This window comes from Kitasatospora sp. NPDC023118 (assembly GCF_055560875.1).
Window position 1 is genome coordinate 1 of sequence record NZ_JBVHHW010000015.1, and the last position, 14067, is coordinate 14067.

11 protein-coding genes and 1 pseudogene are annotated in these 14067 nt (G+C 72.3%); 6 read left to right on the plus strand and 6 right to left on the minus strand.

Annotation, left to right across the window (positions count from 1 at the left end):
• Nucleotides 1-470 (minus strand): amidohydrolase family protein (locus ACZ3UD_RS20440; protein ID WP_465589259.1); only part of this gene is annotated, 470 nt, incomplete at its 3' end.
• Between the two features lie 142 nt (nt 471-612).
• Here ACZ3UD_RS20440 and ACZ3UD_RS20445 point away from each other — a divergent pair.
• Nucleotides 613-1371 carry a DeoR/GlpR family DNA-binding transcription regulator gene (locus ACZ3UD_RS20445; protein WP_465589262.1) on the plus strand — a complete coding sequence of 253 codons (759 nt, stop codon included), beginning with the start codon at nt 613-615 and terminating at the stop codon, nt 1369-1371.
• A 164-nt stretch (nt 1372-1535) separates the two neighbouring features.
• A pseudogene (locus tag ACZ3UD_RS20450) lies at nt 1536-1682 on the plus strand (flavoprotein); the annotation flags it as partial.
• Nucleotides 1683-1769: 87 nt separating this feature from the next.
• On the opposite strand, the gene ACZ3UD_RS20455 reads toward ACZ3UD_RS20450, so the two are convergent.
• Nucleotides 1770-3518: an SDR family NAD(P)-dependent oxidoreductase gene (locus tag ACZ3UD_RS20455; RefSeq protein ID WP_465589265.1), complete on the minus strand. Its 1749-nt coding sequence runs from the start codon at nt 3516-3518 to the stop codon at nt 1770-1772.
• Nucleotides 3519-4170: 652 nt separating this feature from the next.
• Between ACZ3UD_RS20455 and ACZ3UD_RS20460 the strand changes: the two genes are divergently transcribed.
• The gene (locus ACZ3UD_RS20460) at nt 4171-5496 is read left to right on the plus strand and encodes a preATP grasp domain-containing protein (RefSeq protein WP_465589268.1); all 1326 of its coding nucleotides are present in this window, start codon (nt 4171-4173) and stop codon (nt 5494-5496) included.
• Entirely contained in the window at nt 5493-6464 is a 972-nt protein-coding gene (locus ACZ3UD_RS20465) for a quinone oxidoreductase family protein (protein WP_465589271.1), read from the plus strand. The genes ACZ3UD_RS20460 and ACZ3UD_RS20465 overlap by 4 nt, the downstream gene beginning before the upstream one ends.
• Before the next feature lie 56 nt (nt 6465-6520).
• Here ACZ3UD_RS20465 and ACZ3UD_RS20470 read toward each other — a convergent pair whose 3' ends face one another.
• From ACZ3UD_RS20470 to ACZ3UD_RS20480, 3 genes are read right to left on the minus strand one after another with little or no spacing between them, the layout of a single operon-like run.
• Nucleotides 6521-7051, minus strand: a complete 531-nt coding sequence (locus ACZ3UD_RS20470) for a MaoC family dehydratase (RefSeq protein ID WP_465589274.1) — start codon at nt 7049-7051, stop codon at nt 6521-6523.
• A gap of 21 nt (nt 7052-7072) precedes the next feature.
• The gene (locus tag ACZ3UD_RS20475) at nt 7073-8305 is read right to left on the minus strand and encodes an aminotransferase class I/II-fold pyridoxal phosphate-dependent enzyme (protein WP_465589277.1); all 1233 of its coding nucleotides are present in this window, start codon (nt 8303-8305) and stop codon (nt 7073-7075) included.
• A 2-nt stretch (nt 8306-8307) separates the two neighbouring features.
• Nucleotides 8308-9201 carry an HpcH/HpaI aldolase/citrate lyase family protein gene (locus tag ACZ3UD_RS20480; RefSeq protein ID WP_465589280.1) on the minus strand — a complete coding sequence of 298 codons (894 nt, stop codon included), beginning with the start codon at nt 9199-9201 and terminating at the stop codon, nt 8308-8310.
• A gap of 244 nt (nt 9202-9445) precedes the next feature.
• Here ACZ3UD_RS20480 and ACZ3UD_RS20485 point away from each other — a divergent pair, with 244 nt between their 5' ends.
• Together ACZ3UD_RS20485 and ACZ3UD_RS20490 are read left to right on the plus strand one after the other, a co-directional pair.
• Nucleotides 9446-11272: an nSTAND1 domain-containing NTPase gene (locus tag ACZ3UD_RS20485; RefSeq protein WP_465589283.1), complete on the plus strand. Its 1827-nt coding sequence runs from the start codon at nt 9446-9448 to the stop codon at nt 11270-11272.
• Nucleotides 11273-11723: 451 nt separating this feature from the next.
• Nucleotides 11724-12803: an inosamine-phosphate amidinotransferase 1 gene (locus tag ACZ3UD_RS20490; protein ID WP_465589286.1), complete on the plus strand. Its 1080-nt coding sequence runs from the start codon at nt 11724-11726 to the stop codon at nt 12801-12803.
• Nucleotides 12804-13118: 315 nt separating this feature from the next.
• Here ACZ3UD_RS20490 and ACZ3UD_RS20495 read toward each other — a convergent pair whose 3' ends face one another.
• Complete coding sequence (locus ACZ3UD_RS20495) at nt 13119-13922, minus strand: exodeoxyribonuclease III (protein WP_465589289.1); 804 nt, start codon at nt 13920-13922, stop codon at nt 13119-13121.
• Between the last annotated feature and the right edge of the window lie 145 nt (nt 13923-14067).

The window sequence follows — 14067 nt, forward strand, 5'->3', positions numbered from 1 at the left end:
GCGTCGACGAGTTTGCGGACGAGGGCGGGGTCGGGGTCGCGCAGCAGGTCGGGGCGGTGGGCGCCGCAGCGGTTGTGGGAGATGAAGGGGCCCTCGAAGTGGATGCCGGCCAGGACGCCGTCCTCGACGAGTTCGGAGAGGACGTGGGCCTGGCGGACGAGGTCGTCGATCTCGCCGGTGACGGTGGAGGCGACGGTGGTGGTGGTGCCGTGGTCGAGGTGGGTGCGGGCGGCGAGCAGGGCCTCCTCGGCGATGCCCGAGGCGTACGAGGCGCCGCCGCCGCCGTGGACGTGCAGGTCGACGAAGCCGGGGACGACGGTGTGGCCGGTCAGGTCCAGGTCGCCGGGCTCGGTCGCACCACCGAAGCCGGCGATGCGCTCGCCCTGGACGGCGATCCGGTCGCCCTCGACGACGCCGCCGGGCAGGACCAGTCGGGCGCCGGCCAGGGCGATACGACCCGTGTCGATCACACTCGTCTCCATCACTGCTTATAATTGTTCGAATGCTTCAAAGTGTAAGCAATTATGAACAGAATGGGCGGCGTAATGCCAGGGGTCCGGGTGGAATGCTGCGTGTTCGGCCAGGTGACCAGTCCTGATCTACACTCCGTCCATGCTCAAAGCTGATCGCGCCGCCAGGATCGTGTCGCACATCGCCGAGGCGGGGAGCGCGGACGTGCACACGCTCGCCGAACTGCTCGGGGTCTCGGAGGCGACCGTGCGTCGGGACCTGCAGGAACTGCAGGGGCAGGGGCTGCTCCAGCGCACCCGCGGCGGTGCGGTGACGGGATCGGTGAACCTGGAGATCCCGCTGCGGCACCGGGGCGATCGGCAGCAGGAGGAGAAGCGCCGGATCGCCCGGGCCGCGGCCGAACTGGTGCCGGAGGGCGCCGTGGTGGGCCTGACCGGCGGCACGACCACCACCGAACTGGCCAGGGTGCTGGCCGAGCGCGGCAAGGTCACCGTGGTCACCAACGCGGTCAACATCGCGGCCGAGCTGATCGTGCGTCCCGAGGTCCGGCTGGTCGTGATCGGCGGCATCGCCCGCTCGGCCAGCTACGAACTGGTCGGCCCGGCCGCGGACAGCATGCTCCAGCGCTACCACCTCGACCTCGCCTTCATCGGCGTGGACGGCCTGACCGCCGAGCAGGGCTGCACCACCCACGACGAGATGGAGGCCCAGACCGACCGCGCCTTCCTGCGCGGCAGCGCCCGTACGGTCGTGCTCGCCGACCGGACCAAGGTCGGCCGGGTCACCTTCGCCTCGATCTGCCCGCTCACCGACGTCCACGACCTGGTGACCGACACCGGACTCCCGGACGCTGAGGAGCGGGCGATCGCCGAGTGCGGAGTCCGGGTGCGTCGGGCCTGAGCGGCCGCGGTGACGTGGAAGCGCGCGATCCCACCGGAGGAGGCCACGTTCGTCATCAGCGCGCCGAGCTTGGACCCGGGTTGCGAGGACCCTTCGCGATAGTGCCGCGATAGAGGGGCGTTGGTGCGGCTGCCTAACGTCGTCCTCGCACTGGAGGAGGACGGATGGACAGACGTCGGCTGGTCGTGGGTATCAGTGGTGCGACCGGGATCGTGTACGGGCTGCGGGTGCTGGAGCTGGCGCGCAAGGCCGGCGTCGAGACGCACCTCGTCGTCACGCCCGCCGGGCAGCAGACCCGTGCGTACGAGACAGACCTGTCGGCGGCGGATCTGGCTGCCATGGCGGACGTTGCGGCGTGGTGGCCGGGGCAGCTTCCTTCCTCGGCCACCACGCCCGCCTCACGCGAAGACGTACTCCGGCTGCCACTGGTCCCGGGGCCGCTGGTGCAGCTCCACGTAGACCTTGGCGATGGTCGCCGGGTCGAACCGCTCGTCGCCCGGGCGGATGAAGCCGCGGACGGTGACCGTGGTGACGTGCACGCCCGCGTCGCGCTGCTCCTCGTGCAGGGCGTGTGCGTAGGCGCGTAGCGCCGCCTTGCCGACCGAGAGGGTGGTGTAGTCGGGGGACGGCGCGAGTGCGAAGCCGCCACCCGTGAACAGGACGGTCCCGCGCCCGCCACGGAAAGCCGGGATCACGTGACCGGCCGCGACCGTCGCGCCGATGACGTTGACCGCGAGACTGGCCGCCCAGCCCTCCGGGCTGACCGCGGTGGGGGTGTCGGGGCGGGCGTGGGCGGCGTTGTAGACGAGCGCCTCGGGCGCGCCCAGGTCGGTGACGGCGGCGTCCAGTGCGGAACCCAGTTGCGCCGGGTCCGCCGCATCGGCCCGGTAGACGTGCGCGGTGTGGCCCTCCTCGTGGAGCCGTGCGGCCAACTCCTTCAGCTTGGGGCCGGTCCGGCCGATCAGCGCGACCGCGTGGCCGGCCTCGGCGAAGGCGCGGGCCACGGCCACGCCGAGGCCGGGTCCGACACCGATGATCAGGGCATGCGGGGCGGCTGCCGCTTCCGGCGGCGGTGCGGGTGCGGCCAGCAGCCGGGTGAGCTCCCGCAGCTCCCGCTCACGACCGACGACCAGCCGCGGCGGGCGCGGCAGCTGCGACAGCGGGAATCCGACGAACTGTCCGCCCGGCGTGTCGCCCCGCACCGCATCCGTCAGGTCGTCCCGCGAAGGTGCGACGCTCGCCGCTTCGGTCCCCGCTGTGACCCGGGCCGTGGCCGTCGCAGCCACCCGTACTCGGGACGGCGCCCGTCCGGTCCCCGTCGTCTCGGCCTCTGCCCGAACCACGGATCGGCCACCGGAGTGGGCAAGGGCGTGCGCCCGGTGCCATACCGCCATCAGCTCGGACAGCGGGGCGTCCCGCAGTACCAGTCCGTGCAGTTCCTGCAGGCACTGCGAGGGGTCGGCGCCGATGCCGTCCCGCAGAGTCCGTCGGGCCCTGCCGTAGCAGCTGAGCGCCTCGGCGCGGCGCCCGGTGCCGTACAGGGCCACCATGGCGCGTTCGTACATCGGCTCCAGCAGCGGGTGAGCGACCGTGAGATCCATCAGCCGCGGCAAGGCCCGGTCGAAGTGGGTACCGCTCAGCAGCGCGTCCAGCCGGACCTCCTCCAGGCGCAGCCGGAGTGTGTCGAACGAGGGCACCCAGTCGGCCTGGAGGCGTTCACACGGCACGTCCTCCAGGGGCTCACCGCGCCACAGGGCCAGGGCCGCGTCCGCGTGCCGCTCGCCGGACCGCCAGTCCCCACCGCAGACCGCCTTCCGGGCCCGGGTCTCCAGCGTTGCGGCGTGCAGGTGATCGAGCTCGGCGTCCTCGCGGACCTCCAGCCGGTAGCCGCCGGCCGTGGTCTGCAGACGGTCGGCAACCTCCAGCAGGTTCCGGCGCAGCCGGGCCACGTAGTTGAGGATCGCCGGCTTGGCGTTCACCGGCTTGTGGTGCGGCCAGACTGCCTCCATCAGGGCGCCGGTCGAGACGGTGAGGTTGGCACGCAGCGCCAGGCAGGCCAGGAGGGCGCGCTGCTTGGGCGCGGCAACGACGAGGCGATCTCCGCCGCCCGTCTCGACCTCAAGCGGCCCCAGCACGCCCAATCGCATCTCAGGCCCTCCCCCGACCATCCCTCACCACAGTAACTCGTTTGCCGGAAGCGGCGTGTGATCTTGTGTCGGTTCTCGGCGGTCCCGGCGGGAGTGGTCGTCGTGGCAGCTCCGGGACCAGTTCCCCCGGCGTCGGCGCGGCGCCAGTCGCTTGTAGAGCTGTGTGTGCGACCTGCCGTAGCCGAAGTCTGCCGAGCCGTGGCAGGCAGGCGCTACCGGTACCGGTACCGGTAGCGCCACGCCGTGGAGTGCGGCATCAACCGCCTCAAGCGCCACCGCTCGGTAGCCGACGGTAGGGTCTCACACCGCCAAGGGGCACACCGGGGAGGAGGTCGAGTCGATGCATCAGGCGTGGTCCAAGGCGGTCGCGCTCCAGGTGTCGCCGTGGCCCAGCCGGTACGCCGGAGCCGTCTGCAGTGGCGGCGAGGAGGCTGCGCCGTAGTGGGGGGAGGTCAAACGCCCCGCACGTCGGCGCAGGTCAGGGCCGGTCACCGGGGGAGCGCGGCGGGCCGCCGGTTGTTCGGCGTTTTGTTCAATGACCGAGGGCCGAACCAGAACAATCCCGGTGCGCTACACCGGTAGCGCACGCCACACCCGTGTCGTGCGTCGGACCAGGGCCGCAACAGCGCCGAACGCCGGGAGAGTTCACCAGATGACGACGCTCTGCATCGCGAACAACCGCACCGAGGAGATGGTCGGGGACCTCACCGGGATGACGCCGCTGGAGCAGCGGTTCGCCGGGTGCGGGGCGCAGCGGATGCTGTGGTGGGCCGAGGACGGTGACGTCCTGGTGCTGCCCTGGGGCCCTGACCCGGAGTACCTGGCGTACGTCACCGGGCTCACCGGCGTGCGGGCCGACAGCCTGACCTTCGTGGTGCCGCCGCCGGGCGAGCAGGGCGACCAGATGCTCACCACCGACCGCCTGGTCGACCCGGGCTTCCGCGCGCAGTTGCGTCGCGCCCTGGACGGTCGCACCGTCGACGAGGTGCTGGCCATCTCGCCGAACGGCGCGGTGGCGGAGCTGGCGGCCGCGCTCGGCATGGCGCACGCCATGCCCGGCCACCCCTTCGCGGCGCAGGGCGGCAACGCCCTGGTCAACAGCAAGGCGGGGTTCCGAGCCCTGGCCGCGGGCGCCGGGGTGCCGATCCCGCCCGGGACGGTGGCCGGCTCGCCCGCGGAGGTCGAGGCCGCCATCGAGCACCTGCTGGTGCAGGGGCACAGTGTGATGGTGAAGGTGGAGTACCAGGCGGGCGGCTTCGGCAACGAGATCCTCTCCCGGGACGAGCAGGTGGACGCGGCCGGTGCCGAGCGGGTGGTGCCGCTGCCGGACCGGGCGTCGGTGGCCGCGTACGTGGCCGAGCGGTGGACCTGGCTGACCGGCGGACGCGGCCAACGGGTGGTGGTGGAGCGGTACTTCGCCGACTCCGCGCCGCTGTACGCACAGTTCGTCATCGACGACACCGCCGTGGTGCTCTCCGGCTGCGGCGAGATGGTCATGCGGCCGGTGGTGGTCGGGGAGATCACCCCGCCGGTAACCCCGGACTCCGACGCCCGGGCCGAACTCGTCGGCCAGGCCGCCCGGTTGTGCGAGTCGCTGCGGGTGATCGGCTACCGGGGCACGGTCAGCGCGGACGCCGTGCTGACCCCCAAGGGCGAGATCTACTTCCACGAGACCAACGGCCGGCTCACCGGCTCCAGCCACCTCCACGACGCCTACTTCGGCCGCCTGCTGCGCGAGGAGCACCGCGACTCGCGCTACATCCTGGAGCTCGCCGGCCTCAAGGTGCCGTCCTTCGCGGAGGCCGTGGCGGCGATCGACGCGGCCGGCCTGGCCTTCGACCCGGAGACCGGCACCGGTGTGGTGTACAGCTGCGACTTCGCGCCCGCCGACGGCTCGGTGATGTACTGCGTGATCGCCAAGAGCCCGGAGGCCACCCGCGCGCTGGAGGCCGACCTGCTCGCGCTCTTCGCCGGATGAGACCCCACGCGGCCGTGAGCGGGATGCGCGCGGCGGTGATCCACCGCTACGGCGGGCCGGAGGAGTTCCGCACCGAGACGGTGCCGGAGCCGGTGGCCGGTCCAGGTCAGGCGCTGATCGACGTCACCCTGGCCGGGCTCAACTACGCGGACCTGCAGTGCCGCACCGGCGAGTACGCGCGCTACCCGCTGCCGGCGGTGCTCGGCGCCGACGTGGTCGGGCGGCGGCGCGGGGACGGGCGGAGGGTCGCCGCCCTGCTGCGCGCCGGCGGCGGGTACGCCCAAGTGGCCTGCGCCGAGACGGCGTACACGGTGGAGGTGCCGGACGCCGTGGGCGACGAGCAGGCGCTCGCGCTGCTGGAACAGGGGGCGACGGCCTACGGTGCGCTGACCCTGGCGGGGCGGCTGCGGCCGGGCGAGACCGTCGCGGTGACCTCCGCCGCCGGTGGGGTCGGCCACCTGGCGGTGCAGCTGGCACGGGAGTTGGGCGCGGGCCGGGTGCTCGCCGTGGCCTCCACCCCGGCGAAGCGGGAGTTCGCGCGGTCGCTGGGAGCCGATCCGGCCCTCGACCCCGAGGATCCAGACCTGGGCGGGCGGATCGCGGAGTCGGGTGGGGTGGACCTGTTCGTGGACCTGGTCGGCGGCCGGGTGCTGCGCGCCGGGCTGGCCGGACTGGCGCCGTTCGGGCGGCTGTTGTCGGTCGGGGCCCGGGGTGGACCGGAGGAGAGCTTCTCGGTGGACGAACTGGCCGACCGCTCGGCGGGGCTGCTGGGCTTCTGGCTCCACCACGTCCTGGAGGAGCGGGCGTTGTTCACCGGCATCGCCGATCGCCTCTTCCGACTCGCGGCCGAGCGGCGGCTGGTGGCCAGGATCGACCGGACCGTACCGCTGGCCGGGGTGGCCGGGGCGCACCGGGCGCTGGCCGCGCGGGAGACCATGGGCAAGGTGCTGGTGGACGTCCACCGCTAGGGCTGAGCCTGCGTGCGCACCGGGCCCGACAGTCCGCTGTCGGGCCCGGTGCCCGGTCAATACCCGGCGACCTCGTCCAGGCCGTGGCCGCGCAGCGGGACGAGGAAACTGCGTTCGAACTCCACCACGACCTCTCCCGTGGACTTCCTCCCGGTGGTGCGGCAGCTGACGATGCCCTGCCCGGCGCGGCTCTTGGACAGCCGCTTGGCGAGGGTCTCGGTCTCCGCGTAGAGGGTGTCGCCGGCGAACACCGGGTGGGTCATCCGGATGTTCTCCCAGCCCAGGTTGGCGATGGTGCGCCCGCTCGTCGAGCGGGCGGTCATCCCGCCGACGATGCTGAGCGTCACCAGGCTGGAGACGATCGGCCGCCCCCAGGGGGTGTGCTCGCTGTAGGCGGCGTCTATGTGCAGCGGGGCGTCGTTCATGCTCAGCATGCTCATCAGCACGTTGTCGAGCTCGGTGACGGTCCGCCCGGGGCGGTGCTCGACCACCTCGCCGACCTCGAACTCCTCGTAGTAGCGCCCGACCACCTCGCGGTAGCGGCGCTCGCCGATCCGCCGGTAGCCGGCCGGTTCGGTTCCGTCCATCGCGGTTTCCCCCAACTCCTGTTATTCGGCGGTGAGTTCCTTGACGTGGCCGGCGAACTCACGGATCAGTCGCTCGTCCATGTCGGCGCGCATCATCAGCCGGAGCCCGGCCTCGCCCTTGGGCACGATCGGGAAGAACACCGCCGAGCTGTAGAAGCCGCGCTCGAAGAGCTGGGCGGACAGCTTGACCGCCCGCTCGGCGTCTCCGACGTCGACCCGGCGCACCGGTAGGCCGTTGCCCGCGAAGGTGGTCGGCAGCAGTTCGTCGAAGAGATCGATGTTGCGGTTCAACCTGGCCTGAAGCTCACCCAGTTCCGGGGAGCGGTGGATGGCGGCACTGCCCAGCGAGGCGCCGACCAGCGGCAGGGCGACGTTCTGCGACCAGCCGACCGGGCCGGCGTGCCGGTGCAGGAACTCGAACTGCTCGCGGTTGCCGAGCATCGCGACGCCGCCGCCGGTGCCGAAGCCCTTGCCGAGGCTCGCGACGATGACCGTCAGCGGGTTCATCTCCAGGCGGGAGCGGACGAAGCCCTCGCCGCGCTCGCCCATGATGGACAGCGAGTGGGAGTCGTCGATGTAGAGGAACAGCCCGTAGCGGTCCTGGAGTTCGAGCAGCCCGTCGAGGGCCGCCGCACCGCCCATCGAGTACGCGCCGTCGGCCACGTAGGCGACCCGCGGGTACTTGCGGCAGATGTCCTCCAGGTAGTTCAGGTCGTTGTGCGGGCAGGTCAGCACCAGCGACTCGTCCGCGCAGATCGGCTTCACGTACGCCATGCAGAAGTGGCAGAAGCGGTCGAAGACCATCACCCGGGGCCCGCCGCCGCTCTGACAGGTGCCGTCCAGGTGGCCGGAGGCGATCAGCGGCAGGATGCCGGCGGTGAGCGAGGTGCAGGACGCTCCCGGCAGGATGTGCGCGCCGAACAGCTCGCCCAGCTCCTCCTCCAGGCGGACCAGCAGGTTGTGCCGGATCCGGGTGGTGGAGGTGACCAGCCAGGTGCTGCGGGACTCGGCCAGCGCGTCCACCGCGGCGGCCGCTACCGAGGGGTGGTTGTTCAGGCCCAGGTAGGCGCAGGAGACCATGTTGGCGAACTCGTGGCCGCTCTCGCGGACGATCAGCCGGTTGTTGGACTCCGAGTCCACCGTGATGCCGATCAGGCCGTTGGCTGCGGCCGCCTGCCAGACCGGGTCGGCGGCGGCCAGCATGGTCTCGGCGTTGCGGTACCGGCGCGGGCCCAGGATGGATTCTTCGGTCATGGTCACTTCTCCGTCGCGTGGTTCGGGGGGTCGGTGGGCAGGTGGCCTTCGGGCCGGGGTGGGTCGAACTGCTCGATCAGGCGCTGCGAGGCCTCGAAGAACGGCATGCCGACCATCACCCCGTCCACGACGGTGACCGAGCGGCCGTTCTCCAGACCGGCCGCGACCACCCGGCGGGCCCGCGCCAGCAGCTCCTCGTCCGGGCTGAACGTCTCGTTGATCAGCGCGAGTTGGCGCGGGTGGACGGCGATCTTGCCGCTGAACCCGAAGTCCCGGGCGAGCCCGGCCTCCCGGCGCAGCCCGGTCAGGTCGGTGACCTCGAAGAACGGTGCGTCCATCGCCTCCACCCCCGCGGCGCGGGCGCTGTTGACCACCCGGGCGCGGGCATGGGCCAGGGCCTCCCAGGAGAGCCGGGCGCCGACCGCGAAGGCGTAGTCGGCCGAGCCGAAGACCAGCCCGCGCAGCCGGTGTCCGGCGGCCGCGATGGCGGGCGCGCGCTCGATGCCCAGCGGGGTCTCCACGACGGCCAGGAACTCCGTCTCCGGGCAGTCCGGACCGAGCGCGCCGGCGGCGATCTCGATGTCCCGGGGGGACTCCGCCATCGGGATCAGCACGAGGTCCGGCTTGCCGCGGTACCGGGTGATGGCGATCAGGTCGCGCAGACCGTCCGGTCCGGAAAGGGTGTTGATGCGCACCGCGCTGCGCGCGAGCTTGGTGGACGGGAGCGTGAAGAACTCCTCGGCGAGCCGGCGGGCCTCCTCCTTCCGGGCGGGTGGGACCGAATCCTCCAGGTCGACCATGGCGATGTCGGCCCCGGACTGGTGGCTCTTGCTGTACCGCTCCACCGCCATCGCGGGTGTGGACAGTAGGGAACGGCAGTACCGCGTGAACTTCATGGATATCTCCGAAGTCAGCGAAGGCTGCGGGTCCCGGTTCTATCCCACCGGCTTTGTTCGGCGCCGTGCGGCTGGACATTGAACATCAACTCGGAACAACCGACCCGCACGCACCATTGTTTGACGCCAACCGCGCTGTGCATGATGAATGACCGGGGGATGGACACGAGAGACGCGCGTCGCGCGTGGGCGCGTGGGCACGCAAGGGTGTCAGGACACCGCTTCAACGAAGAAGGGGGCTGTAGTGCCGCGTGGGGAAAGTCCACTGGGCCCTGGGGACGGGCCGCTGCTGCGATTCGCGGGCGATCTGCGGGCCCTGCGGGAGCGCGCCGGAAGTCCGCCGTACCGCCAACTCGCCGTTCGGGCACACTGTTCGGCGGCCAGCCTGTCGGTCGCCGCGGGAGGTCGGCGGCTGCCCAGCCTCGCCGTCACCCTCGCCTACGTGCAGGCCTGCGGCGGGGACGTGCGGGAGTGGCGGCACCGCTGGCAGTTGCTCGCCGCCGACCTGGCCGCCGACACCGCCGCCCGGCGGCGCGCCCAGGACGCCGGACGGGCTCCCTACCCCGGAGCCGCGGCGTTCGAGGCGGCCGACGCCGAGCGGTTCTTCGGCCGCGAGGCGATGCTGGACCGGCTGGTCGCCCTGCTGGCCGAACGGCGGCTTGTGATCCTCACCGGGGCGTCCGGGGCGGGGAAGTCCTCGCTGGTCAGAGCCGGTCTGCTGGACCGGCTCGGCGGGGCTCCCGCCGCCGGCGCGGCTGCCGGGAGGAGCGGGGCCAGGGGCGGAGCACGGCGGTCCCCGGCCGGCGGGGGTGGTGTCCCGGTGGCACTGCTGACGCCGGGCGAACGACCGATGGAGGCGTACGCGCTCGCGCTCGCCCGGCTCGGGCAGCGAGTCGGGGAGGCGACGCACGGCGCGCCCGGAGCGACGGCCGGCGACCCGGTGCTGGTGGTGGACCAGGGGGAGCAACTGCGCACCCGCTGCCGGGACACCGCCGAGCGGGCGCGTTTCCTGGACGCCTTGGTGGCGACGGCCTCGGGCGGTTCGGGCGAGGCGCTGGCCGAGCTGCCGGTGGCGGCGCCGGCCCGGTGCCGGGTGGTGCTGGTGGTCCGCTCGGACCAGAGCGGGCCGCTGCTCGCCGAGCACCCGGGGCTGGCCGATGCCGGTCGCCACGGGGTGCTGTCGGTGGGGCGTCCGGCGCCGGACGAGCTGCGGCGGGCGATCACCGAACCGGCGTTACGGGCCGGCTGCACCGTCGAGGGTGCCCTGCTGGCCGTCCTCATCTCGACCGCCGCGCAACAGCCCGGCGCGCTCCCGCTGTTGTCCGCGGCGCTGCTGGAGACCTGGCGGCGGCGCAGCGGCAACGCGCTCACCCTGGCCGGGTTCCAGGCCACGGGAGGCTTCGAGGGTGCGCTGGCCCGGACGGCGGAGGCGCTGTACAACGGGCTGGAGGCATCCGACCGGACGCGGGCGCAGGCGGTGTTCCTGCGGCTCGGCGGGGAGTTGCTCGGTGCCGGTGAGGACCCCGCCGGTGGCGGGACGGCACTGGGCGACGCGCTGACGCCCGGCGGTGAGCTGGTGTCGGGCGGCGACGAGGGCACCCGCAGGCCGGTGAGGCGGGCCGAGTTCGACGATCCCGGCGTACCGGAGGTGATGGAACGGCTGGTCCGGGCGCGGCTCGTGGTGGTGGACCGGGACACCGTCGAGCTGTCCCACCACGCGCTCCCGCAGGCCTGGCCCAGGCTGCGCGGATGGCTGGCGGAGGGCCGCGAAGGGCTGGGGGAACAGCGCAGGCTCACCGCGGCCGCGCGGGGTTGGGCGGCCGCCGACCGGGACCCTGAACTGCTGTACCGGGGCGTCCGGTTGGACCAGCTCAGGCGGCGGGTGGCGGCCGGCAAGCTGGCCCCGGCCGGGGTCGAGCGGGCCTTCCTGGCGGCCTCGGCGCGGGCGGCCGCCGCCGAACGGCGTCGGGCGCAGCGCCAGAACCTGGCGGTGGCCGGAGTCGCCATGGCCAGTGGGGCGCTGCTGGCCCTGGCGGGCGGGAGCCGGATCCGTCGGGCCTGGCGGTGGTGAGCGCCGGGCCGCGCGCGGTGCGGCGGCCGGTCGTTCCCGCGAGCGCCTCGTTCGTGCCGTCACCCGGGTATTGATCGGCGCCGGAATGGGGGAGTCGAACAACGGGAGGATCAACCGTCGGTTCGTCGCGGCGGCGTATTCGGTGCCGATCACGGTCCTTGCGCCGCCGTCGGCCGGGCGGGTAGCTTGACGGTCGATCCCGGCCCGTCGAAAGGCGAATTCGGCTGCCCGGTCGGTGATTTCCCGTACGCCGTGATCGGCCCGGAGGCGGTCCGGCGATTAATCCGTACCGATTTCCACTGCCGGTTCCGCGTTGTTCGGGGCACCTCGCTCCGTCGGCGGCCGGCGGCCGCTCGGCGCTCACCCCGCCGGGCCGTCCTGCCGTGCACTTCAAGGCCGTCGCGTTCGCCGCCGTATCCGCTTTTCCCTAAACCCGTGTCAAGGGGGAGTCATGTCCAATTCGGCCCGTCCGGTCCACAGCTGGGACGAGTTCACCACACTGCGGGAGGTCGTGGTCGGCACCGCCGTCGGGGCCCGGCTGCCCGAGCAGACCGAGCCGTCCTCCTGGCTGTCCTGCTTCCCGAAGACCAGCGCCGCCGACCTCGCCTCCATCGAGGTCGGCCCCTACCCGCAGCAGGTCGTGGAGGAGACCGAGGAGGACCTGGACGCGCTGGTGGCCACCCTGCGGGACCTCGGCGTCACCGTCCATCAGCCAGGAGTCATCGACCACGCGGCCGAGTTCTCCTCTCCGTCCTGGAAGGCCGACGGCGGTTTCCACTCCTACTGCCCGCGGGACCTGACGCTGGTGGTCGGCGAGACGGTGATCGAGGTGGCGAGCCCGATGCGGCAGCGCTACTTCGAGGTCTTCGGGCTGCGCGGACTCTTCCAGGACTACCTGCGCCGCGGCGCGCGCTGGCTGGCCGCTCCCAGGCCGCAACTGAGGGACGAGCTCTTCGAGTTCGACGCGGACGGGCTCCCGCTGCTGGGCGAAGCCGAGCCGGTCTTCGACGCCGCGAACGTGCTGCGGCTCGGCCGGGACGTGTTCTACCAGGTCTCCCGCAGCGGGAACGAACTCGGCCTGCAGTGGCTGGAGTCCACCCTCGGCCTGCTCGGCGACGGCGGCCTGCGGCTGCACCCGCTGCGCGACATCTACGGCTACACCCACATCGACAGCACCATCGCGCTGCTGCGGCCGGGGCTGGTGTTGCTCAATCCGGAGCGGATCAGCCCGGAGACCGTCCCGGAGCCGCTGCGGGGCTGGGACATCCTGTGGTGCCCGCCGGCCGAGCCGTCCGGCGACATGCCCGAGCACGCGCTCAGCGAGAGCTGGATCAGTATGAACCTGCTGATGGTCTCCCCGGACACGGCGATCGTCGAGTCGGGCCAGGAGGGCCTGATCAAGCTGCTGGAGCACTCCGGGATCACCGTCCTGCCGCACCGGCTGCGGCACTCCCGGGTGCTCGGAGGCGGCTTCCACTGCGTCACCCTGGACATCCGGCGCGACGGCGGGCTGGAGGACTACCTGTCCTGACCGTCGACGTTGTGAGGCCGGTGCCGTCCGGTCGCCGTCGCGACCGGACGGCACCGGACCCGTCATCCCGCCCGGGCCGCGTCGGTTGGCCGCAGCGCAGAACGGGTGCGGCCAACTGGGACTGGTCGCGTCGTCGCGGTGGCGTCCCGAAATCTGGTCACTGACGGATCTTCGGCAGATGTTCTTCACGGCAACGCTGATCCTGAAGTAGCAGACGCGGAGTTCAGGCCGCCCTGCAGCGAACGGAGCCGCCCCGTTGTGGGCGGAGCCCGCACCCACTCATGCCTAGGCGGGGCCCTCTCCCGTGGAGGCGCGTCAGAAGTCGTGGTTGTAGACCACGGTGACGGGTGCGTGGTCGGACCAGCGTTCGGCGTGGGTGGCGGCGCGTTCGACGTACGCCTCGACCGCCTTGGCCGCGATGCCGGGAGTTGTACAGTGCAGGTCGATCCGCCAGCCGGAGTCGTTGTCGAAGGCGCGGCCGCGGTAGGACCACCAGGAGTAGGGGCCGGTGCGGTCGGGGTGGAGGGCGCGGACGACGTCGACGTAGCCGGCCTCGTCGTAGACACGGGAGAGCCAGGCGCGTTCCTCGGGGAGGAAACCGGCGGACTTCTGGTTGGCCTTCCAGTTCTTGAGGTCCTCGGGGCGGTGGGCGATGTTCCAGTCGCCGCAGACCACGACCTCGCGGCCGTCGGCGGCGGCGCGGGCGCGCAGGGCGGTGAGGTGGTCGAGGAATTCCGCCATGAAGCGTTCCTTCTCGTCCTGGCGCTCGGTGCCGACCTCGCCGGAGGGGAGGTAGAGGCTGGCGATCGTCAGGCCGGGCAGGTCGATTTCGACATATCTGCCCGAATTGTCGAATTCCTCCGACCCGAATCCGATGGCGGTGCGCTGCGGCTTCTGGCGGGAGAGGACGGCGACGCCGGCCCGGCCCTTGGCGACGGAGGGGGCCCAGACCGCGTGCCAGCCGTCCAGGTCGCGCAGTTCGACGGGCAGCTGCCCGGGCTCGGAGCGCACCTCCTGGAGGCAGATCACGTCCGCCTCGGTTCCGGCCAGCCATTCGACGAAGCCCTTCTTGGCCGCCGCCCGGATTCCGTTCACATTCACACTCGTCACCACGATCACCCGGGCAGCCTACCGACTGGCCTCGCCCGCACCGAAGCGTGACGCGCTGCCGCAGGCGGTGTCGGGCCGCCGGAAAACAGCTGTCGTGAACGCGGCATGAATCTCCGCGACGGCCGCATCAAGCTGCGCCATTGGTCTTGACCAT

What these genes read in the sequence shown, in the direction of transcription:
- ACZ3UD_RS20460 (WP_465589268.1), top strand. Translation starts at nt 4,171, where the DNA reads ATGACGACGCTCTGCATCGCGAACAACCGCACCGAGGAGATGGTCGGG.
- ACZ3UD_RS20475 (WP_465589277.1), bottom strand. Translation starts at nt 8,305, where the DNA reads ATGACCGAAGAATCCATCCTGGGCCCGCGCCGGTACCGCAACGCCGAG.
- ACZ3UD_RS20480 (WP_465589280.1), bottom strand. Translation starts at nt 9,201, where the DNA reads ATGAAGTTCACGCGGTACTGCCGTTCCCTACTGTCCACACCCGCGATG.
- ACZ3UD_RS20455 (WP_465589265.1), bottom strand. Translation starts at nt 3,518, where the DNA reads ATGCGATTGGGCGTGCTGGGGCCGCTTGAGGTCGAGACGGGCGGCGGA.
- ACZ3UD_RS20445 (WP_465589262.1), top strand. Translation starts at nt 613, where the DNA reads ATGCTCAAAGCTGATCGCGCCGCCAGGATCGTGTCGCACATCGCCGAG.
- ACZ3UD_RS20470 (WP_465589274.1), bottom strand. Translation starts at nt 7,051, where the DNA reads ATGGACGGAACCGAACCGGCCGGCTACCGGCGGATCGGCGAGCGCCGC.
- ACZ3UD_RS20490 (WP_465589286.1), top strand. Translation starts at nt 11,724, where the DNA reads ATGTCCAATTCGGCCCGTCCGGTCCACAGCTGGGACGAGTTCACCACA.
- ACZ3UD_RS20465 (WP_465589271.1), top strand. Translation starts at nt 5,493, where the DNA reads ATGAGACCCCACGCGGCCGTGAGCGGGATGCGCGCGGCGGTGATCCAC.